15 protein-coding genes are annotated in these 21072 nt (G+C 70.5%); 12 read left to right on the top strand and 3 right to left on the bottom strand.

The genetic code is table 11. From position 1 onward, the window contains the following. Positions 1-149 precede the first annotated feature (149 nt). The 9 genes from ABZ928_RS44675 (at position 150) to ABZ928_RS44635 (ending at position 9489) form a co-directional block, all read left to right on the top strand. A complete protein-coding gene (locus tag ABZ928_RS44675; protein WP_361532817.1) occupies positions 150-896 on the top strand; it encodes a hypothetical protein in 747 nt (248 codons plus the stop codon). Positions 897-968: 72 nt separating this feature from the next. Continuing rightward, positions 969-1814 carry a DegV family protein gene (locus ABZ928_RS44670; protein ID WP_361532814.1) on the top strand — a complete coding sequence of 282 codons (846 nt, stop codon included), beginning with the start codon at positions 969-971 and terminating at the stop codon, positions 1812-1814. A 207-nt stretch (positions 1815-2021) separates the two neighbouring features. Next, positions 2022-3185, top strand: a complete 1164-nt coding sequence (locus tag ABZ928_RS44665) for a ComEA family DNA-binding protein (RefSeq protein ID WP_361532811.1) — start codon at positions 2022-2024, stop codon at positions 3183-3185. Beyond that, positions 3182-5929 (top strand): ComEC/Rec2 family competence protein, encoded by a 2748-nt coding sequence (locus ABZ928_RS44660; protein WP_361532808.1) that lies wholly within the window; start codon positions 3182-3184, stop codon positions 5927-5929. Before ABZ928_RS44665 ends, ABZ928_RS44660 begins: the two co-directional genes overlap by 4 nt. Positions 5930-5933: 4 nt before the next feature. After that, positions 5934-6800: an arylamine N-acetyltransferase gene (locus ABZ928_RS44655; RefSeq protein ID WP_361532805.1), complete on the top strand. Its 867-nt coding sequence runs from the start codon at positions 5934-5936 to the stop codon at positions 6798-6800. Positions 6801-6840: 40 nt separating this feature from the next. Continuing rightward, positions 6841-7086, top strand: coding sequence for a hypothetical protein (locus ABZ928_RS44650; RefSeq protein WP_361532802.1), 246 nt, complete (start codon positions 6841-6843; stop codon positions 7084-7086). A 123-nt stretch (positions 7087-7209) separates the two neighbouring features. Next, positions 7210-7368, top strand: coding sequence for a hypothetical protein (locus ABZ928_RS44645; protein WP_361532799.1), 159 nt, complete (start codon positions 7210-7212; stop codon positions 7366-7368). A gap of 54 nt (positions 7369-7422) precedes the next feature. Further along, the gene (gene holA, locus ABZ928_RS44640) at positions 7423-8412 is read left to right on the top strand and encodes a DNA polymerase III subunit delta (RefSeq protein ID WP_361532796.1); all 990 of its coding nucleotides are present in this window, start codon (positions 7423-7425) and stop codon (positions 8410-8412) included. A 681-nt stretch (positions 8413-9093) separates the two neighbouring features. Further along, a complete protein-coding gene (locus tag ABZ928_RS44635) occupies positions 9094-9489 on the top strand; it encodes a nuclear transport factor 2 family protein (protein ID WP_361532793.1) in 396 nt (131 codons plus the stop codon). 232 nt (positions 9490-9721) lie between these two features. On the opposite strand, the gene rpsT is transcribed toward ABZ928_RS44635, so the two are convergent. Further along, positions 9722-9988, bottom strand: a complete 267-nt coding sequence (rpsT, locus tag ABZ928_RS44630) for a 30S ribosomal protein S20 (protein ID WP_361532790.1) — start codon at positions 9986-9988, stop codon at positions 9722-9724. A 222-nt stretch (positions 9989-10210) separates the two neighbouring features. Here rpsT and lepA point away from each other — a divergent pair, with 222 nt between their 5' ends. Then, positions 10211-12079 (top strand): translation elongation factor 4, encoded by a 1869-nt coding sequence (lepA, locus tag ABZ928_RS44625; protein ID WP_361532787.1) that lies wholly within the window; start codon positions 10211-10213, stop codon positions 12077-12079. Positions 12080-12327: 248 nt separating this feature from the next. Beyond that, positions 12328-14202, top strand: a complete 1875-nt coding sequence (locus ABZ928_RS44620) for an AMP-dependent synthetase/ligase (RefSeq protein ID WP_361532784.1) — start codon at positions 12328-12330, stop codon at positions 14200-14202. Between the two features lie 102 nt (positions 14203-14304). On the opposite strand, the gene ABZ928_RS44615 is transcribed toward ABZ928_RS44620, so the two are convergent. Both ABZ928_RS44615 and ABZ928_RS44610 read right to left on the bottom strand, forming a co-directional pair. Next, a complete protein-coding gene (locus tag ABZ928_RS44615) occupies positions 14305-14877 on the bottom strand; it encodes a response regulator (protein ID WP_361532781.1) in 573 nt (190 codons plus the stop codon). A 12-nt stretch (positions 14878-14889) separates the two neighbouring features. After that, positions 14890-19050, bottom strand: a complete 4161-nt coding sequence (locus ABZ928_RS44610) for a HAMP domain-containing protein (RefSeq protein WP_361532778.1) — start codon at positions 19048-19050, stop codon at positions 14890-14892. 102 nt (positions 19051-19152) lie between these two features. On the opposite strand from ABZ928_RS44610, the gene ABZ928_RS44605 reads away from it, so the two are divergent. Beyond that, a complete protein-coding gene (locus tag ABZ928_RS44605) occupies positions 19153-21066 on the top strand; it encodes an ATP-binding SpoIIE family protein phosphatase (protein WP_361532775.1) in 1914 nt (637 codons plus the stop codon). The last annotated feature ends 6 nt before the right edge of the window (positions 21067-21072 follow it).

Below are 21072 nucleotides of genomic sequence, written 5' to 3'. Positions count from 1 at the left end.
GTGTGATTCCGGCGTGAGGCGTTGCGTCGGCGCCCCCTAGGGGTTGGCTGCGGGCAGGTTCGGGGTTCTTCCGGAACTCCGGGCCTGCCCGCTGCGTTTACCGTGGAAGAGCGGCGCGGAACATCGCGCCCGGTCGGAGGAGGAGCATTGTGGAGGCACTGTTGGCGATAGTCGCTCTGCTCTTCGTGCTCTTCCTGGTGCTCGGCGCCTACGCCACGGTGAAGGTGGTCGGCGCCGCCAAGCGGGGCGTGGACCGCACCATCACCCAGGCCCGCCGCACGGTCGAGGACCACACCCTGCGAGCCAAGTCCTTCGCCCAGCCCGGCGCCGCGGGCGAACTGGCCCAACTGCGGCTGAAGCTGCGCACCTCCATGCGCGCCACCCAGGACGCGCTGCACGCGGGCGTGGCCGAGGACGAGTCGCTCAAGGAGTCCCTCGCCCTCTTCCAGCGGCTCAGCGCCCACGGACACGAACTGGACAGCGAACTCAGGCGCCTGGAGTCCGAGCCGGACCGGGCCACCCTCGCCGAGCGGCTGCCCGCGCTGCGCGAGCGCACCGAGCAGATCACCCGCTCCGCGGACTCCCTGCGCTGGGCGGCCCGGGACCGCGCCCGCCGGTTCGCGGACGACGACCTGGACTCCCTGAGCACCCAGATCGACATGGAGGCCGGCGCCCTGCGGCACTGGACGACACCGGAGCCGGCGGAGCCGGGACAGCAGTCCCCGCCGCCGTGGCCCGACGCACCGGTCGCCGACGGTACGACGGCCCAGCAGACCTGGCCGGAGACCCCGCGCTCGCGCTCCGCCGAGGAACCGACGCGGCCCGCCATCAACCCGCAGGGACAGCGCCCCACCTACCCCTGGCAGAAGAAGCCCCGCCCCGAGAGCACGACTTGATCCGGTCAAGGCTCTCCCAGGTGAGAGGGGTCGGGCTGCCGCCCGGGCGCTACGCCAGGTAACCTCCAGCTCATGTCCCGCCATGTCGCGATCGTCACCGATTCAACGGCCTACCTGCCGCCGCGGACGATGGAGCGCCACGGCATCACCGCGGTGCCCCTGACCGTGGTCCTCGGCGACCAGGCACTCGAAGAGGGCACCGAGATCTCGACCCGGTCCCTGGCCCAGGCGCTCCAGAAGCGGCGCCCCGTCACCACCTCGCGGCCCAGCCCCCAGCTCTTCGCGGAGACCTACCGCAGGGTCGCCGAGACCGGCGTCACCGGCATCGTCTCCCTGCACCTGTCCGCCGAGCTCTCCGGCACCTACGACGCGGCCGTCCTCGCGGCGCGCGAGGCGCCGGTGCCGGTGCGGGTCGTCGACACCGGGATGATCGCGATGGCGCTCGGCTTCTGCGCACTCGCGGCGGCCGAGGCCGCGGAGTCGGGGGGCACGGTGGACGAGGCGGTCACCGCCGCGGAGAAGCGGGCCGCGGGCACCTCCGCCTACTTCTACGTCGACACCCTCGACTATCTCCGTCGGGGCGGGCGTATCGGGGCCGCGCAGGCGCTGCTCGGCTCCGCACTCGCGGTCAAGCCGCTGCTCCAGCTCCAGGGCGGCCGGATCGAGCCGCTGGAGAAGGTACGTACGGCGTCGAAGGCGATCGCCCGCCTTGAGGAGATCGTCGCGGATCGGGCGGGCAGTGCGCAGGTGGACATCGCCGTTCACCATCTCGCCGCGCCTGACCGGGCGTCGGCGCTGGCGGACCGGTTGCGGGCGCGGGTGCCGGGGCTGGCGGATCTGCATGTGAGCGAGGTCGGTGCGGTGATTGGGGCGCATACGGGGCCTGGGTTGTTGGGGGCTGTGGTTTCGCCGCGGTGATGTGATCGTCGGGGCTGGGGCTGGGGCTGGGGGCGTTGGCCTCGGGGCTCGGGGCTCGGGCCTCGGGCCTCGGGGCTCGGGGCTGAGGGTGGGGGTTCGGGGACGGGGCTCACTCGTGTGGGTGGCGGAGTTATCCACAACTGGGCTGGTGTCCCCGGGGATTGAGCAAGATCATCGCGAACGTGCGGGATGTCCGATCCTCGGCGCATGGCACTTCGATCACGTTCACGCACAGCGACTCCGACCAGTGGGCCGGGCCGTGGGCCTGCCTCTGACGTCCGTACGCGTCATCGGCGTAGGCCGCCCGCTAGGGGGCGAGCCCGGCAGCGGTATGCGTCGGCCGAGGAACTCCGGCGGCGGGCGGAGGTCATCTTCGCCGAACGGGCCGGGGAGCGGCGGGAGTCGGGGACGGGGCCGCCGGGTGGTGAGGGTTCCGGGGCTGGCGGTGGGGGGATCGGGGCGGACATCCGTCCTGACGTCGGCCGGATCGGTGCCGACATCGGTTCTGACGCCGGACCTGACATCGGCCGGATCGGTGTGGACGCCGGTCGTGACGTGGGGCCCGCCGAGCCAAGCTGGGGCGATGTTCCCTCGGTTCCGGGAGGGCGGTCGGGGCGGGTGCGGGCGGCTCTGTGGGAGCGGATGCCGGTGTGGGTTCAGGCAAGGTGCGGGGTGGAGCGGCGGAGCGCGGTCGCGCTCGCGGTGCTGCTTGTCGTCGCCGCGGGGTTCGCGGTGCAGCATTTCTGGGCGGGGCGGACGCATTCGGTGCGGGCGCCCGAGGTGGTGGCGGCACCTTACGCGGAGCAGAGCGCGGGGGCTGAGGGCGGTGCAGCGGCTGGTGCAGCGGGCGGTGCCACGGGCGGTGGCGCGGCCGGGGCGTCGACTGCTGGGGGTACGGCCCTCCCCGAGATCGTGGTGGACGTCAGCGGCAAGGTTCGCAAGCCCGGGATTCACCGACTTCCCGCCGGGTCACGGGTCGTGGACGCGCTGCGTGCTGCGGGTGGGGTGCGGCCGGGTACGGACACCGGTGGTCTCAATCGGGCGCGCTTTCTCGTGGACGGAGAGCAGGTCGTCGTCGGAGGTCCTGCCGCGCCGGGGTCGGGTGCCGGTGGCGCGGGCGGTGCGGCGGCTGGCGGTGGCGCCGGGGCGGCCGGTGCGGTACCCGGAGCCGGACCCGCAGCGCCCGTTTCCCTCAACACAGCCACCGTGGATCAGCTCGACACCCTGCCCGGTGTGGGCCCCGTCCTGGCTCAGCACATCGTCGATTACCGCACCCAGCACGGTGGTTTCCGTTCTGTCGACGAGTTGCGTGAGGTCAATGGCATCGGGGAACGTCGTTTCGCCGATCTGCGGAATCTCGTACGGACATGAGCCGCGGATCCGAGGTGGAGCCGACCGCTTCGCCGCCGACTTCCCAGCGCCGCCGAGCCGTGCACGCCGGTTCCGGCAGTCGGCTCGGGGCCGCCAACCCACGGCAGGAAGGGCCGACCGACCTGCGCCTCGTCCCACCCGCGCTCGCCGCTTGGGCGACGGCGGCGCTGATGCTGGACGCCGCGCCTGAGTGGATCACCGGGGTCGCCGTGGTGTGCCTCGTCGCAGGGGGCGTACTGCTGTTGACGCGGAGTCAGTCTGAGGCGTGGGCCGGGTCTGGGGCGAGAGCCCGGTCTGGCGCATGGGCCCGGTCTGGGGTGCGGGTCGCTGTTGCGGCGGTGCTGCTGTGTGTTGCCGCGGCTGCCGTGTCGGCCGGGCTGCATGGGGCGGATCTGCGTCGGGGGCCGGTGCCGGGGCTGGCGCGGGAGTACGCGACGGTGACCGCCGAGATCGAGGTCACCTCCGACCCCCGGCTCACCCGGCCGCGGGTCAAAGGGGACCATGTCGCGCCGACCTCGGTCCTGATCAACGGCGAGGTGCGGCGGGTCGAGAGGGCCGACGGGACGGTGGTGGCGACGCGGGCGCCGGTGCTGGTGATGGTCGACATGGGGAGTGGGGCGACCGGCGGCGGGGGCTCCGGATATTCGACGGCGGGTTCGGGCGGGCGGGGAAACCTGGGTGCCGCTTTCGTGGGTGGGGCGGCAGGAGGGGGGCCTTCTAAGGGCGAGTCGGCGAGAGGTGAACCTCCCAGCGCCGGGGCAGCAGATGGGGCTCCCGTTGCTGGCGGGCCCAACTCCTCGCCCTGGCTTCGGCTTCTGCCGTCCACGCGGGTTCGGGTGAGTGGGAGGTTGGCGCCGGCCGCGGTGGGGGGTGATCGGATCGCGGCTGTGGTGCGGGTGCGGGGGCAGGAGGTGCCGCGGGTCGTGGCGGGGGCGTCGGGGGTGCAGCGGGTCGCCGGGCGGTTGCGGGGCGGGTTGCGGGAGGCCACCGACGGGCTGGCGGGGGACGCTCGGGCGTTGTTGCCGGGGTTGGTCGTCGGGGATACGTCGCGGGTTACCGCGGAGTTGGACGAGGCGTTCAAGGAGACCGATCTCGCGCACACGCTCGCCGTCTCCGGGAGCAATCTCACGATCATCCTCGCCCTGCTCATCGGGCCTCCTGGGCTGGCTCAGCGGGTGGAGCGGCGGGGGCTCGCGCCGCGGCTCGGGATTCCGCTGCGGACGACGGCGCTGCTCGGCGGGGCGCTGACGCTCGCGTTTGTCGTGGTGTGCCGGCCGGATCCGAGTGTGCTGCGGGCGGCGGCCTGCGGAACCGTGGTGCTGCTCGCCCTGGCGACCGGGCGACGGAGGTCGCTGATCCCGGCGCTGGCGACGGCCGTGCTGTTACTGGTGCTGTACGACCCTTGGCTGGCCCGGAGTTACGGGTTCCTGCTGTCCGTACTGGCCACCGGGGCCCTGCTCACGCTGGCCCCGCGCTGGAGCGAGGCCCTGCGACGGCGCCGGGTGCCGCCGAGGCTGGCGGAGGCGCTGGCCGCCGCGGGTGCCGCGCAGGCGCTGTGCGCCCCGGTCGTCGCGGTGCTGTCGGCGCGGGTGAGCCTGGTGGCGGTGCCCTGCAATCTGCTCGTGGAGTTCGCCGTGGCACCGGCGACGGTGCTGGGCTTCGCCGCGCTGGCGACGGCGCCCGTGGCGATGCCGGTGGCCAAGGCGCTGGCGTGGTGCGCGAGTTGGCCCGCCGGATGGATCGCGGACGTGGCCCGCACCGGGGCGGCGCTGCCCGGCGCCGGGGTGGACTGGCCCGGCAGCTGGACGGGGGCGGTGCTGCTGGCCCTGGCGACGCTGGCCGTGGTGACGGTCGGGCGGCGACTGCTGCGGCACCCCTGGTGGTGCGGGGTCTGCGGAGTGCTGCTCGTGCTGGCGGTGGTGCAGCCGCCGCCGTTGACCAGGGTGATCACGGGGTGGCCGCCGCCGGGGTGGAGGTTCGCGATGTGTGATGTCGGGCAGGGGGACGCGACGGTGCTCGCGGCGGGCGACGGCACCGGGGTGGTGGTGGACGCCGGGCCCGACCCGGAACTCGTCGACGGGTGTCTGCGCACGCTCGGCATCACACGCATTCCGCTCGTCGTCCTCACCCACTTCCACGCCGACCACGTGGCGGGCCTCCCCGGCGTGCTGCGCGGGCGGGCCGTGGGGGCGATCGAGACGACCGGGTTCGAGGAGCCCGCGGACCAGGTGGAGTTCGTACGGAGACACGCGGCGCGGCAGCGCATCCCGCTCACCCGTGCCGTGGCCGGGGAGCGGCGGCGCACCGGGCCGCTGTCCTGGGAGGTCGTGTGGCCGCCGGCCAGCGGGGGAGACGGGCTTCAGGCACCGGAAGCGGAGGGGCCGAACGACGCCAGCGTAACCCTGTTCGTACGGTCGGGCGGGCTGCGGCTCCTGCTGCTGGGGGACCTCGAACCCCCGGCCCAGCGGGCGCTGTTGAGGTCGCCCGCAGGGGCGGCGCTGGGCGGTGTGGACGTGCTGAAGGTCGCTCATCACGGCTCGGCCTACCAGGATCCGGAACTCATACGCAGGGTGGCACCGCGGCTGGCGCTCATCTCGGTGGGCAGGGACAACTCGTACGGGCATCCGGCGCCCGGCACGGTCGCGGCGCTGCGGGCCCTGGGCGCGGTGGTGCTGCGGACGGACGAGGACGGGGCGCTGGCGGTCACGGGGACGGGCGCGGCGTTGCGGGTGGCGGGAGACTGAGGGCATGAATTCCGCACAGGTTGATGCCTATCTCCGCCGCCTGGGGGCCGAGCACCCGGCGCGGCCCACCGTGGACGCCCTGCGGGAACTACATCTGCGCCATCTGCGGACCGTGCCCTTCGAGAACCTGTCGATCCATCTCGGCGAGGAGATCGTGCTGGAGGAGAAACGGCTGCTGGACAAGGTGGTGGGGGCGCGGCGGGGCGGGTTCTGCTACGAACTGAACGGCGCGTTCGGGGCGTTGCTCGCCGCGCTGGGCTTCGACGTGACGCTGCTCGCGGCGCGGGTGTACGGGGAGGAGGGGCGGCTCGGGATCCCGTACGACCATCTCGCGGTCAGGGTGAGGACGGTGGACGGGGGTGAGTGGCTGGCCGATGTCGGGTTCGGGGCGCACAGCCACTATCCGCTGGCGCTGCGGGGCCGGGGTGAGCAGATGGATCCCGGGGGGACGTTCCGGGTCGTCGAGGCGGGGCCGGACGCGGCGGGGGTGCGGGGCGGGTCCGCGTCGGCGGACGCCGTGGACGTGGACGTGGACCTGGACTTGGACGTCGTCAGGAACGGCAAGCTCCAGTACCGGCTGGAGGTGCGGCCTCGGGTGCTCGGCGACTTCGTGGCGGGCGCGTGGTGGCACAGCACCTCGCCGGCCTCGCACTTCACGCGGTCGCTGGTGTGCTCACGGGTCACGGAGGACGGAGGGAGGATCACGCTCGGCGGCCGGAGTCTCACGGTGACGGCGGCGGACGGGACGCGCGAGGTGCGGGAGTTGGAGACGGACGAGGAGGTGCTCGGGGTGTACCGGGAACGGTTCGGGATCGGACTGGACCGGGTGCCGACGGTGCGGGACGTCGGGGACGCCGGGCGCAAGGGGTGAGCTGGAGCTTGTCGCTGTTCAGGTGCCTGACAATGGCTTCGTGAGCGATGTGAGACATGTGCTGGTGCTGCCCGACCGGGATGCCGCCGAGGAGGTGGCGGAGGCCCTCGGGGAGCGCTTCGGGGTGGTCGAGGAGCCGCAGCTGGTGCGGGACGCGCTGGCCGGTGAGGACGATGCCGAGGACGCGCAGTGGCTCGTGGTGCTGCGGGACGAGCAGGGGCGGCTGGATCCGGCGGAGCTGGACGAGTTCGTGGGGGAGTGGGACGGCTGGCGGGAGGAGCCCTAGCAGAGCCGTTTGTCCCTGCCGGCCTGATCCGCTGGACAGGCCCTGGCCCGGGGCGTGTCACAATCCGCGGTCCTTTCCGCGTCTTCTTGGTGCAGCCTTCCGTCACACCGAGGAGCCGAGGCCATGAACACGGTCGTGTGGACCGCGCAATTCCTGCTCGCGACGGTGCTCATCCTTGTCCAGGCCGCGAGTCGGCTGCGGCCGTCGGACCGGACGGGTGCGATGGCCGTCAACCTGATGCTGATCGCGCTGTGCACGCTCGTCGCGGCGGTGCAGGGGTGATCGGGGACCGGGCGTCGGCGTTCGTTGTCAGTGGCCCGTGCCATCCTTGTCGCGATGGCCAAGAAGACTGCGAACGACGACCCGCTCGCCCCCGTGACACTCGCCGTGGGGCAGGAGGACCTGCTGCTCGACCGTGCCGTGCAGGAGGTGGTGGCTGCCGCGAGGGCCGCCGACGCCGACACGGACGTACGGGATCTGACCTCGGACCAGTTGCAGCCCGGCACACTCGCCGAGTTGACCAGTCCGTCGCTGTTCGCGGAGCGGAAGGTCGTGGTCGTGCGCAATGCGCAGGATCTGTCGGCCGACACCGTGAAGGACGTGAAGGCGTATCTGTCGGCGCCCGCCGAGGAGATCACGCTCGTGCTGCTGCATGCCGGTGGGGCGAAGGGCAAGGGGTTGCTCGACGCCGCGCGGAAGGTGGGGGCGCGGGAGGTGGCCTGTCCGAAGATGACCAAGCCGGCGGACCGGCTGGGTTTCGTGCGGCAGGAGTTCCGGGCGACCGGGCGGTCGGCGACACCCGAGGCGTGCCAGGCGCTCGTCGACTCCATCGGGAGTGATCTGCGGGAGCTGGCGGCGGCCGTGTCGCAGCTGGTCGCCGATGTCGAGGGCACGATCGACGAGGCGGTCGTCGGGCGGTACTACACCGGGCGGGCCGAGGCGTCGAGCTTCACCGTCGCCGACCGGGCCGTGGAGGGGCGGGCCGCGGAGGCGTTGGAGGCGCTTCGGTGGTCGCTGGCCACCGGGGTGGCGCCGGTGATGATCACCAGTGCGTTGGCGCAGGGCGTGCGGGCGATCGGGAAGCTGTCGTCGGCCCGGGGCGGGCGGCCGGCTGATCTCGCCCGTGAGCTGGGGATGCCGCCGTGGAAGATCGATCGGGTGCGGCAACAGATGCGGGGGTGGACGCCGGACGGTGTCGCCGTCGCGTTGCGGGCGGTGGCCGAGGCGGACGCGGGGGTGAAGGGCGGCGGGGACGATCCCGAGTACGCCCTGGAGAAGGCGGTCGTCACCATCGCCCGGGCGGCGCGGTCGCGGGGGCGGAACTGAGGAACGCCGGAGCCGAGAACGCCGGAGCCGGGAGCGCGAGCCGAGAACGCCGGAGTTTAGAACGCCGGAGGTCAGAGTGCCGACGGTGAGAGTGGCGGGTGCCTGAGCACCAAGGACAAGAGTGCTGGGCGTCTGGGGGCTGAGGGCTGAGGGCAAGAGCGCTGGGAGCCAGGGGGCCGAGGGCAAGGGCGCTGGGCGCCTGAGGGCCGGGGGTGAGAACGCCGGGGGCAAAAGGGCCAGCGTCTGAGCGCCGGGGCAAGCGCGCCAGGGCGGGTTGAATGCGCCAGGCCCCGAGGCGAAGGCGGTCGTCGGCGAGGTGTAAGGGCCCCTCGGGGATGCGTGACGAGTCCCCCTCGGAGAGACGTGATGGACCCTCTTCGGGGAGGTGTGACGGGCCCTGTTCGGGGATGAGCGATGAACCCCCGCCGGGGATGCGCGATGAGCCCGCTTCGGAGAGGCGCGACGGGCCCTCTTCGGGGAGGTGTGACGGCCCTCTTCGGCGAGGTGTGATGAACCCCTTCCGGCGAGGTGCAATGAACGCTCTCCGGGCGGGTGTGATGAGCCCCCTCCGGGAAGGTGTGATGCGCCCTCTCCTCTGACGCGTGACGGAGTCCTCTCCAGGGAGGAGAATCCGTTTCATCAGCCGTATATCGCCGGAACAACGGGAAGGTGGCGGTTGCCATGGCTGAACATCCGCACGCAGCGCTCGTCCGCAGGGGATACGAGGCGTTCTCCCGGGGGGACATGGAGACCCTGAGGGGGCTGATGGCCGGGGATGCCACGCATCATGTGCCCGGCTCGCACCAGTTGTCCGGTGACTACAAGGGGCAGGACGCGATCATCGACATGTACCGCCGGCTCGGTGAGGAGACGGGCGGGACCATGCGGGTGCAGTTGCGTTATCTGCTGGTCGACGGGCGGGGGCATGTGATGGCCCTGCACCGGTTCACCGCCGAGCGGCAGGGCAGGAGCATCGACGAGACGGGCGGGATCGTCTTCCGTGTCGTCGGGGACAAGGTCACCGATCTCGACGAGTGCGCGGAGAACATCGACGCCGTCGACGCGTTCTGGGCCTGAGCCGTTCCGGCCTTGAGCCATTCCCGCCTTGTGAGCCGTTCCATGCCGAAGGCCCCGGCTCTCCGCCCTGGGGAAGGGCGGGCTCCGGGGCCTTCGGGTCGGACTTTTCAAACCGTTCAAGCTGTCGAGCCCGTTCCCGCGTGGCGAACGCAGGCCGCGAACAGACTCTTGGGGCCGGTCGGGAGCGGAAGAGAGAGGGCCCGCTCGGGTCCGTCCGGCGTCAAATCAAGTGTCAGCCCTTGAGGGACGAGACCTTCGAAGCAAGCGCCGACTTCTTGTTGGCGGCCTGGTTCTTGTGGATGACGCCCTTGGAGACGGCCTTGTCGAGCTGACGCGCGGCAGCGCGCTGGTACTCGGTGGCCTTCTCGGCGTCACCCGCGGCAGCGGCCTCGCGGGCCTTGCGGATGGCGGTCTTCAGGGAGGACTTGACGGCCTTGTTGCGCAGCCGAGCCTTCTCGTTGGTCTTGATCCGCTTGATCTGGGACTTGATGTTCGCCACTGATTGAGCCTTTTCAGGTTCAGGCACGGAACCGCGAGCGGCCCGGGCCAGGTGATTTCTTGGGGTGTGCCTCGCGCTGAGAGGGCATGAGACACAGCCACCCAGGCTACCAGGGGGTCGGGCGACGGCCCAAAACGGTCCCCGGTCGCCCGCCATGGGACCATGGAGCCTACGTATAGATCCGACCCGAGGCATAAGGCGCCTCAAGAGACAGGACCCTGCGTGCCCGCGACCCCTAACAATGTGCCCGAGCCGAGCCGTACCGACCCGGCTCTGATCCGCAATTTCTGCATCATCGCGCACATCGACCACGGCAAGTCCACCCTCGCCGACCGGATGCTCCAGCTGACCGGTGTGGTCGAGCAGCGGCAGATGCGTGCTCAGTACCTCGACCGTATGGACATCGAGCGCGAGCGCGGCATCACGATCAAGTCCCAGGCCGTGCGTCTGCCATGGGCTCCCACCACGGAACCCGGCAACACGCACATCCTCAACATGATCGACACCCCCGGGCACGTCGACTTCACCTACGAGGTCTCGCGGTCGCTCGCCGCCTGCGAGGGCACCGTCCTCCTCGTCGACGCCGCCCAGGGCATCGAGGCCCAGACTCTCGCCAACCTGTACCTGGCGATGGAGAACGACCTCAAGATCATCCCCGTACTGAACAAGATCGATCTTCCGGCCGCCCAGCCGGAGAAGTTCTCCGAGGAGCTCGCCAACCTCATCGGCTGCGACCCCGAGGACGTTCTCAAGGTCTCCGCGAAGACCGGTGTCGGCGTCGACGCGCTGCTCGACAAGGTCGTCGCCGAGATCCCGGCCCCGGTCGGCGTCAAGGACGCGCCCGCCCGCGCCATGATCTTCGACTCCGTCTACGACTCGTACCGCGGTGTCGTGACGTACGTCCGTGTCATCGACGGCCAGCTCAACAAGCGCGAGCGCATCAAGATGATGTCGACCGGCGCCACCCACGAGCTGCTGGAGATCGGCACGAACTCGCCCGAGATGCTCGCGGCCGACGGCCTCGGCGTCGGTGAGGTGGGCTATCTGATCACCGGTGTGAAGGACGTCCGCCAGTCCAAGGTCGGTGACACCGTCACCAGCCAGGCCAAGGGCGCGACCGAGGCGCTGGGCGGGTACAAGGACCCGAAGCCGATGGTCTTCTCCGGTCTGTATCCGCTGGACGGCTCCGACTACCCCGAGCTCCGCGAGGCCCTGGACAAGCTCCAGCTCAACGACGCCGCGCTGGTCTACGAGCCGGAGACCTCCGCCGCGCTGGGCTTCGGCTTCCGCGTCGGCTTCCTCGGACTGCTCCACCTCGACGTCATCCGGGAGCGTCTGGAGCGCGAGTTCGGGCTCGACCTCATCGCCACCGCGCCGAACGTGGTCTACCGGGTGGTCATGGAGGACGGCAGCGAGCATGTCGTCACCAACCCGAGCGAGTTCCCCGAGGGCAAGATCAACGAGGTGTACGAGCCCGTCGTACGGGCCACGATCCTCGCCCCGACCGAGTTCATCGGCTCGATCATGGAGCTGTGCCAGACCCGGCGCGGCACCCTCCTCGGCATGGACTACCTCTCCGAGGACCGGGTCGAGATCCGCTACACCCTGCCCCTCGCGGAGATCGTCTTCGACTTCTTCGACCAGCTGAAGTCCAAGACCCGCGGCTACGCGTCCCTCGACTACGAGCCCACCGGCGAGCAGACCTCCAGCCTCGTCAAGGTCGACATCCTGCTGCACGGCGACAAGGTCGACGCCTTCTCGGCGATCACGCACAAGGACGCGGCGTACGCGTACGGTGTGCGGCTCGTCGCCAAGCTGCGCGAGCTCATCCCGCGGCAGGCCTTCGAGGTGCCCATCCAGGCGGCCATCGGCTCCCGGGTCATCGCCCGCGAGACCATCCGCGCCATCCGCAAGGACGTCCTCGCCAAGTGCTACGGCGGTGACATCTCCCGTAAGCGGAAGCTCCTGGAGAAGCAGAAGGAGGGCAAGAAGCGGATGAAGATGGTGGGCTCTGTGGAGGTTCCGCAGGAGGCCTTCATCGCCGTACTGAGCAGCGACGACAGCGCGGGTGCCGGCAAGGGCAAGAAGTAGCCGCGTTTTCCCGCGAAAACAGGGGCCTGTCACGTATGAGCGTGACGGGCCCCTACGCATGCGTAGGGTCGCTCTCTGTACGAAGTGACAGGCCGTCGCCCCTTACGCAGGCGGCGGTCGCGTTCTAGTCTGATCTCCACTCGATGGTTACTCGTGAGTTAAACAACACTCGAGCAGCACACCAGCCGCACTGAGCCACCAGCCGCACTGAGCCAGCCGCCGCACTGTCGCGGGCCCCGGAGGATGTCGTGAGCGACACACAGACCCTGATCGAGAACCGTCCGCCGAGCGTGGCGACCCTCTTCCTGGAGCGCGTCGAGGCCACGCCGGACGCCGAGGCGTACCGGTACCCGGTGCCGGCCGCCTCCGGTGAGGGCCCCGACGAGTGGAAATCGCTGAGCTGGGGGCAGGCCGCCGAGCGGGTCTACGCCATCGCCGCCGGGCTCATCGAGCTCGGGGTGCAGCCGGAGCAGCGGGTCGCGCTGTCCTCCTCGACGCGGATCGAGTGGATCCTCGCGGACCTCGGCATCCTGTGCGCCGGCGCCGCCACGACCACGGTGTATCCGCAGACCAACGCCGACGAGTCCGCGTTCATCGTCTCCGACTCCGACAGCCGGGTGCTGTTCGCGGAGAACGCCGAGCAGCTGGCCAAGGCGCAGCAGAAGCAGGCCGAGCTGCCCGACCTCCACCATGTCGTGGTCTTCGACGGCGCGGGTGTGGAGACCGGCGACCGGGTGCTCACCCTCGCCGAGTTGGAGGCCCGGGGCGCCGCCCGCCTGGAGAAGGACCCCGACCTGATCAAGGAGAAGGTCGGAGCGATCACCAAGGACCAGCTCGCCACCCTCATCTACACCTCGGGCACCACGGGCCGCCCCAAGGGCGTCCGGCTCCCGCACGACAACTGGGCGTACATGGCCAAGGCCATCGCCGCGACCGGCCTGATCAGCGCCGAGGACGTGCAGTACCTGTGGCTGCCGCTCGCCCACGTCTTCGGCAAGGTGCTCACCTCGGGCCAGATCGAGGTCGGGCACGTCACCGCCGTCGACGGCCGCGTCGACAAGATCATCGAGAATCTGCCGGTCGTGCAGCCGACGTACATGGCGGCTGTCCCGCGCATCTTCGAGAAGGTCTACAACGGCATCGCCAACAAGGCCCGCGCGGGCGGCGGCGCCAAGTACAAGATCTTCCAGTGGGCGGCCGGCGTCGCCCGCGAGTACGCCAAGGTCACCCAGGACAACTTCCGCCGCACCGGCACCGCGAGCGCCCCGTTCGCCCTGGAGGCCAAGCACAAGGTCGCCGACGCGCTGGTGTACGCCAAGATCCGCGAGGCCTTCGGCGGCAACCTGCGCGCCTGTGTCTCCGGCTCCGTGGCCCTCGCCCCGGAGATCGGGTTCTTCTTCGCCGGCGCCGGCATCCACATCCTTGAGGGTTACGGTCTTACGGAGTCCTCGGCCGCGTCCTTCGTGAACCCGGGGGAGGCCTACCGCACCGGCACGGTCGGCAAGCCGCTGCCCGGCACGGAGGTGCGGATCGCCGAGGACGGGGAGATCCTGCTGCGCGGGCCCGGCATCATGGAGGGCTACCACGGGCTGCCCGAGAAGACCGCGGAGGTGTTGGAAGCCGACGGGTGGTTCCACACCGGGGACATCGGTGAGCTCTCGCCCGACGGGTACCTGCGGATCACCGACCGCAAGAAGGACCTCTTCAAGACCTCCGGCGGCAAGTACATCGCGCCGACCGAGGTCGAGGGGCAGTTCAAGTCGGTGTGCCCGTACGTCTCCAACATCCTGGTGCACGGCGCCGACCGGAACTTCTGCACGGCGCTCATCGCGTTGGACGAGGTGTCGATCCTCGGCTGGGCGAAGGAGAACGGGCTCGACGGCAAGTCGTACGCGGAGGTCGTGGCCGCGCCGGGCACGGTCGCTCTCATCGAGGGGTATGTGAAGGAGCTCAACGAGGGGCTTCAGCGCTGGCAGACCATCAAGAAGTTCCGGCTGCTGCCGCGGGACCTCGACGTGGAGCACGGTGAGATCACGCCGAGCCTGAAGCTGAAGCGGCCGGTTGTGGAGCGGGAGTACAAGCACCTCATCGAGGAGATGTACGCCGGGGCTCGCGAGAAGTAGGGGGTGGCGGGGGATTGCGCGGCGGCTGCGGCTGGTTCGTGGCTTGTCGCGCCCACGCGGCGGAGCCGCATATCGAAACAGCCCCGCGCCCCTTACGGGGCGTTACAGGCGGCCCCTGCTTACCAGTCGGCGCAGTTCCCGGACCTCGGCGCGCAGTGCTGCCAGGTCCGGTGGGGTCTCCCCCTCCAACTCCGCCTCCAGAGCCGCCAGTCTGCCGCTCACCTCACTCTGGTCCGCCTGGTCCTGTGCCAGCAGCCGCTCCAGCTGGAGGTTCTTGCGGTGCAGGTCCAGGAACACGGTGACCTTCGCCCGTAGCACCCAAGGGTCGAAGGGCTTGGTCAAGTAGTCCGCGGCGCCGGTCGCGTAGCCGCGGAAGGCGTAGCCGGAGTCGTCCTCCGCGCCGGTCAGGAAGATGATCGGGACGTCCTTGGTCTGGTCGAGCCGTTTGATGTTCGCGGCGGTCTCGAAGCCGTCCATGCCCGGCATGCGGACGTCGAGCAGGACGAGGGCGAACTGCTGGCGGAGCAGCGCCTTCATCGCCTCCTCGCCCGAACGCGCGCGTACCAGTGGCTCGTTGAGGGACCCCAGGACGGCCTCCAGGGCTACCAGGTTGTCCTCCATGTCGTCGACGAGGAGGATGCTGGCGCGCTCTTCGGTCGTTGCCTCAGCGCTCATGGTGACTGTGCCTCATTCAGTCGTCGGCGGGACCGGCACTTCTCCCGTCGGGTCCGGTGCTTCGGTCTCCGAGTCGCCCTCGGCCTCTTCGGAGTCTTCCCCGCCCTCGGGGTCCAGGAGCGCGCACACGACGGTCAGCAGCTGATCGACGTCGACCGGTTTGGGTACGTAGTCGTTGGCGCCCCGCGCGATCGACTTCTCGCGGTCACCCGGCATCGCCTTCGCGGTCAGCGCGACGATGGGCAGGCCGCTCCAGCGCGCGGTGCGGCGGATGGCGGCGATGGTCTCGTAACCGTCCATCTCCGGCATCATGATGTCCATCAGGACGAGCTCCACGTCCGGATTGCGCTCCAGCGTCTCGATGCCCTCGCGCCCGTTCTCCGCGTAGAGCACGGGCATCCCGACCCGGCCCAGGACATGGGTCAGGGCGAAGACGTTGCGGATGTCGTCGTCGACGATCAGCACCCGCCGCCCGGGCAGCACCTGGCCCGCCCGCCCCGTCTTCCACGCCTCCAGCTTGGTGGGCGTCGGCCAGGAGTCGTCGACGTCGGCGGAGGTGAAGGGCTCGGTCGACAGCTGTTCCGGCACCGGCAGGGCGCGGTCCTCGGCGGTCGGGCCGGTCGCCGTGTGGCCGGGGCTGATGACAGGGACGTACAGCGTGAAGGTCGAGCCCCGGCCGGGTTCGCTCTCGGCGACGATCCGGCCGCCCAGCAGGCCGGCGATCTCCCGGCTGATCGACAGACCGAGCCCTGTGCCGCCGTACTTGCGGTTGGTGGTGCCGTCGGCCTGCTGGAACGCCTCGAAGATCACCGGGAGTTTCTCGGCGGCGATGCCGATGCCGGTGTCGGTGACGGAGAACGCGATCACCTGGTCGGTGTCGCGGACCAGGGTGTGCTCGGTGTCCAGGATCCGGTTGACCCGCAGCTCGACCCGGCCGGTCGCGGTGAACTTGATGGCGTTGGAGAGCAGGTTGCGCAGGATCTGCTGGAGCCGCTGCTCGTCCGAGTACATCTCGCGCGGTACGTCCTCGCCGACCGCCACCTCGAACGCGAGCCCCCGGTCCAGGGTGAGCGGGCGGAACGTGGCGTGGACGTAGTCGAGCAGCTTGATCAGCGGCAGCTTCTTCGGGCGTACGTCCATGCGGCCCGCCTCGATCTTCGACAGGTCGAGGATGTCGTTGATCAGCTGCAACAAGTCCGAGCCCGACCTGTGGATCGTCGTCGCGAACTGGACTTCCTGGTCGGAGAGATGGCCGTCCGGGTTGTCGGACAGGAGCCTCGCCAGGATCAGCAGGGAGTTCAGCGGGGTCCGCAGTTCGTGGGACATGTTCGCCAGGAACTCCGACTTGTACTGGGAGCTCGTCGCCAACAGGGCCGCCTTCTCCTCCAGTTCGGCGTTCGAGCGCTGCAACTCGGCCTGCTGCTTCTGGAGTTCGTCGGAACGTTCCTGGAGCTGGCGGGCCAGCCGCTGGGACTCGCCGAGCAGGGACTCCGTACGGGAGTTGGCGATGATCGTGTTGATGGCGACGGCGATGGTGTTCACGAACTGGTCGAAGAAGGCGAGGTGGACGTCGGAGAAGCGGGAGAAGGACGCCAGCTCGATCACGCCGAGGAGCTTGTCCTCGAAGAGGATCGGGATGATGACCACACTCGTGGGCGCCGCCTCCCCGAGCCCGCTGTTGATCTTGATGTAGTCCGGCGGGGCCTCCTCGACGAGGATCCGCTTCTTCTCGCGTGCCGCCTGCCTGACCAGGCCGTGCACCGGCAGGCCCCCGGTCTCGACGGTCGCGCCCTGCGCCGAGCCGTACCCGGCGATGAACGCGAGCCCTTTCGCAGGAACGGTTGTGCGGAGAGAGGCACCGTCCTCATCGGGATCGGCCAGGAAGAACGCGCCGTACTGGGCGTTCACCAGCGGGGTCAGCTCGCGCAGCAGCAGGTCGGCGACCTCCATCAGGTCCCGGTGGCCCTGCATCAGCGCAGCCAGACGGGCCAGGTTGGACTCCAGCCAGTCCTTCGCGCGGGTCGTCTCGCGGAGGTTGGCCACCATCAGGTTGATGTTGTCCTTCAGCTCGGCGACCTCGCCCTGCGTCTCCACCGTGATCGAGCGGGACATGTCGCCCTGCGCCACCGCGGAGGCGACCTCGGCGATCGCGCGGACCTGGGTGGTCAGGTTCGACGCCAGTTCGTTCACGTTCGTCGTCAGGCGCTTCCAGGTGCCGTACACGCCCTCGACCCGTGCCTGGCCGCCGAGTTGGCCCTCGGAACCGACCTCGCGGGCCACGCGGGTGACCTCGGAGGAGAAGGAGGACAGCGTGTCGACCATGGTGTTGATGGCGGTCTTCAGCTCCAGGATCTCGCCGCGGGCGTCCACGTCGATCTTCTTGGAGAGGTCGCCGTTGGCGACGGCGGTGGTGACCTGGGCGATGTTCCGCACCTGCGAAGTCAGGTTGTCCGCCATGTAGTTGACGTTGTCGGTCAGATCACGCCACACACCCGACACGCCCAACACCTGCGCCCGGCCGCCCAGTCGGCCGTCGGTTCCGACCTCGCGGGCCACCCGGGTCACCTCGTCGGCGAAGGCGCGCAGCTGCTCCACCATGGTGTTGACGGTGTCCTTCAGCTCCAGGATCTCGCCGCGGGCGTCGACGGTGATCTTCTTGGAGAGGTCGCCGTTGGCGACGGCGGTGGTGACCTGGGCGATGTTGCGCACCTGCGAAGTCAGGTTCAGGGCCATGAAGTTGACGTTGTCGGTGAGGTCCTTCCAGACACCCGACACACCCCGCACCTGCGCCTGACCGCCCAGGTTGCCTTCCGTGCCGACCTCACGGGCCACGCGGGTGACCTCGTCGGCGAAGGCGGAGAGCTGGTCGACCATGGTGTTGATGGTCGACTTCAGCTCCAGGATCTCGCCCTTCGCCTCGACGGTGATCTTCTTGCCGAGGTCGCCCTGGGCCACGGCCGTCGACACCAGGGCGATGTTGCGGACCTGCGAAGTCAGGTTGTCCGCCATGAAGTTGACGTTGTCGGTGAGGTCCTTCCAGACACCGGAGACCCCCCGTACCTGGGCGCGCCCGCCGAGATTGCCCTCGGTGCCGACCTCGCGGGCCACGCGGGTGACCTCGTCGGCGAAGGCGGAGAGCTGGTCGACCATGGTGTTGATGGTCGACTTCAGCTCCAGGATCTCGCCCTGCGCGTCCACGGTGATCTTCTGGCTGAGGTCGCCGTTCGCCACGGCCGTCGTCACCTGGGCGATGTTCCGCACCTGTGAAGTCAGGTTCGACGCCATGAAGTTGACGTTGTCCGTGAGGTCCTTCCAGACACCCGACACACCCCGCACCTGCGCGCGCCCGCCCAGCTGCCCCTCGGTGCCGACCTCGCGGGCCACCCGGGTCACCTCGTCGGCGAAGGCGGACAGCTGGTCCACCATCGTGTTCACGGTCAGCTTCAGTTCGAGCAGCTCACCGGTCGCCTCGACGGTGACCGTACGGGTCAGGTCGCCGCGCGCCACCGCCGTGGTCACCAGGGCGATGTCCCGCACCTGGGCCGTCAGCCGGGACGCCATGGTGTTGACCGCCTCGGTCACATCCCGCCAACTGCCCGACAGGCCCTGCACCTTGGCCCGCCCGCCCAGCCGCCCCTCGGTACCGACCTCACGGGCGACCCGCGTCACCTCACCGGTGAACAGGGACAACTGGTCGACCATCTTGTTCACGGCCCGGCCCAGGCGCCGCAGATCCCCCCGCAACTGACGGTTGCCGTCGTGGAGATCGACCCGCTGGGTCAGATCACCGCCGGCCACCGCGTCCAGGACCCGGGTCGCGTTGGCCGCGGGGGCCACCAGGGCGTCCAGCAGCTGGTTCACATCGGAGACCCGGGACGCCCAGGCGCCCGCGCCGGGGCTCGGGGAGAGCCGCTCGTCCAGCCGGCCGTGCCGGACCAGCTCCCGCTTCACCCGCTGGACCTCGGTGGTGAAATGGACGTTCCGGTCGACCAGCTGGTTGAAGATCGCGGTCAGCTCGGCGGTGATCCCGTGCTGCCCCGCTTCCTGAACCTTCGAGAAGTGTCCGTCCCGAGCGGCTGTCATCGCGGCGAGCAGCGGACGCAGATCCGATGCTCGAATCTGGTCGTGATTCTGTCCGTCTTCGAGCACACGCGTAGCACTGTTCTCACTCATGGCGGCCCACTTCAGTAACTCGGCGCTTATGGGCGCAGTCAGTCTGTCACTCTGTCCGCATCGACTGAGGCGTATTCGTCCGAACTGCTCGGGGAGCTGGACATGGGGGCCATTCCGACGCAACGGGAGACCGATCCCGGTGCCTCTGATGCGCCTGTGCCCTCCGAAGCGCTCCTGTGCGCCCGGGCGCACGCCACCCTTTCCGGTAGCTCCCTCGCGCCGGGCGCCGCCCGCGCACTGCTGCGCGCCGCGCTCACCGAATGGACCGAACTGGGCCTTCCCGGCTCCGGACTGCTCACCGACCGGCTGACCGACGACACCGTCGTGGTGGTCAGCGAACTCGTCACCAACGCGGTCGTGCACGCCGGCACCGACGTCGAGCTGGAGTGCCGGATGGAGGAGACCGGCGCCCTCGTCGTGGAGGTCTCCGACCACCACCCCTCGCGCGCCCCGCGCGGCGGCGAGCCCGAAGGACCGTACGGCACCCCGGAGTACGGCCGCGGCCTGCGCCTTGTCGCCACGCTCGCCGAGTCCTGGGGCATCACCTACCGCAGGGGCACCAAGACGGTGTGGGCGCGGCTGACCGACGCGGACGGCGCGGCCGTCGGGGAGATCGAGGCATACGCCGGGGAGCGCGCGCTGGAGCGCGGCCTGAAAGTCGCCGAGGGCCTCGCGCCCGAGCCCCGGCGCGCCGAACGCGACCGGGAGTGGCTCAACCGCGGTGCCCTGTCCTTCCTCGCCGAGGCCTCCGACCTGCTCGCCGGACAGCTCGACGAGGACCTCGTGGCCGCGCTCACCGGACAGCTGATCGTGCCGCGCCTCGCCGACTGGTGCGCGGTCTGGCTGGAGGACGAGCACATGGGACGCGGAGGCTGGGGAGCCGACGGGCTCGGCGGCTCCGGACCCCGGCTCGCCCGCGTCTGGCACGGCCACGAGAGCCGCATCGAGGAACTGCGCCGCGCCCTGGAGAAGGACCCCCCGAGACCGGCCGAACCGCCCCGCTCCGGACCCGTGCCGTTCCCCTGGCCCGGCGAGGCGCTGGGCACGCACGGAGCACACGGCACAGCACTGGCGTACCGCCTGATCGCCGGCGGCCGGCCGCTCGGCACGCTCGTCATCGGACGGTCCGGGCTGCTGCGCTTCCCCGACGAGATCACCGGCCTCGTCGAGGACCTCGGCCGCCGTGTCGCGCTCGCCATCGGCGCGGCCCGCCAGTACGCCCGCCAGGCCACCATCAGCGCCGTCCTCCAGCGCGGCCTGCTGCCCGGCGCGGTCGCCGAGATCCCCGGGATGAGCAGCGCGCTCGTCTACGAGCCGTACGACAAGAACGGCCCCAGCGGCGACTTCTACGACCTCTTCCCGGCCGGCGACGGCCGCTGGTGCTTCGCCGTCGGCGACGTCCAGGGCAAGGGCCCCGAGGCGGCCGTCGTCATCGGCCTCGCCCGCCCCTGGCTGCGGCTCCTCGCCCGCGAGGGCTACCGCGTCGCCGACGTCCTCGACCGCCTCAACCAGCTCCTCCTCGACGACGCCACGGAAGCCGCCGACGCCGCCGCCCGCGCCCTCGTCGCCGCGGGCGGCCGCTCCCTGGCCGGCGACGGCCCCCAGACCCGCTTCCTCTCCCTCCTCTACGGCGAACTCGCCCCCTTCGACGGCGGCGTCCACTGCACCCTCGCCTCCGCGGGCCACCCCCTCCCGTTACTCCTCGGCGCGGGCGGCGAGGTCCGCACCGCCGCCCGCCCCCAGACCCTCCTCGGCGTGGTGGAGGACGAGACGTACACGAGTGAGACCTTCGAGCTGCGGCCGGGGGACACCCTGCTGGCCGTCACGGACGGGGTGACGGAGCGCCGCTGCGGCTCCCGCCAGTTCGACGACGCGGACGGCCTCGCGACGGCCCTCGAAGGCTGCGCGGGGCTGCCGGCTCCGCTGATCGCCGAGCGGATCAAGAGGCTGGTGCACGAGTTCGGGATGCGCCCGCCGGAGGACGATCTGGCGCTGCTGGTGCTGCAAGCGGAGTGACCTTTA

The sequence above is a fragment of the Streptomyces sp. NPDC046909 genome, assembly GCF_040644695.1.
Classification (GTDB): domain Bacteria; phylum Actinomycetota; class Actinomycetes; order Streptomycetales; family Streptomycetaceae; genus Streptomyces.
This window is presented reverse-complemented; position numbering and strand designations above follow the sequence as displayed.

Bases quoted from the DNA above. Each gene is read 5' to 3' on its own strand.
- ABZ928_RS44635 (WP_361532793.1), top strand. From the start codon at position 9,094: ATGGCTGAACATCCGCACGCAGCGCTCGTCCGCAGGGGATACGAGGCG.
- ABZ928_RS44610 (WP_361532778.1), bottom strand. From the start codon at position 19,050: ATGAGTGAGAACAGTGCTACGCGTGTGCTCGAAGACGGACAGAATCAC.
- ABZ928_RS44645 (WP_361532799.1), top strand. From the start codon at position 7,210: ATGAACACGGTCGTGTGGACCGCGCAATTCCTGCTCGCGACGGTGCTC.
- holA (WP_361532796.1), top strand. From the start codon at position 7,423: ATGGCCAAGAAGACTGCGAACGACGACCCGCTCGCCCCCGTGACACTC.
- ABZ928_RS44660 (WP_361532808.1), top strand. From the start codon at position 3,182: ATGAGCCGCGGATCCGAGGTGGAGCCGACCGCTTCGCCGCCGACTTCC.
- ABZ928_RS44605 (WP_361532775.1), top strand. From the start codon at position 19,153: ATGGGGGCCATTCCGACGCAACGGGAGACCGATCCCGGTGCCTCTGAT.
- ABZ928_RS44655 (WP_361532805.1), top strand. From the start codon at position 5,934: ATGAATTCCGCACAGGTTGATGCCTATCTCCGCCGCCTGGGGGCCGAG.
- ABZ928_RS44665 (WP_361532811.1), top strand. From the start codon at position 2,022: ATGGCACTTCGATCACGTTCACGCACAGCGACTCCGACCAGTGGGCCG.
- ABZ928_RS44670 (WP_361532814.1), top strand. From the start codon at position 969: ATGTCCCGCCATGTCGCGATCGTCACCGATTCAACGGCCTACCTGCCG.
- ABZ928_RS44615 (WP_361532781.1), bottom strand. From the start codon at position 14,877: ATGAGCGCTGAGGCAACGACCGAAGAGCGCGCCAGCATCCTCCTCGTC.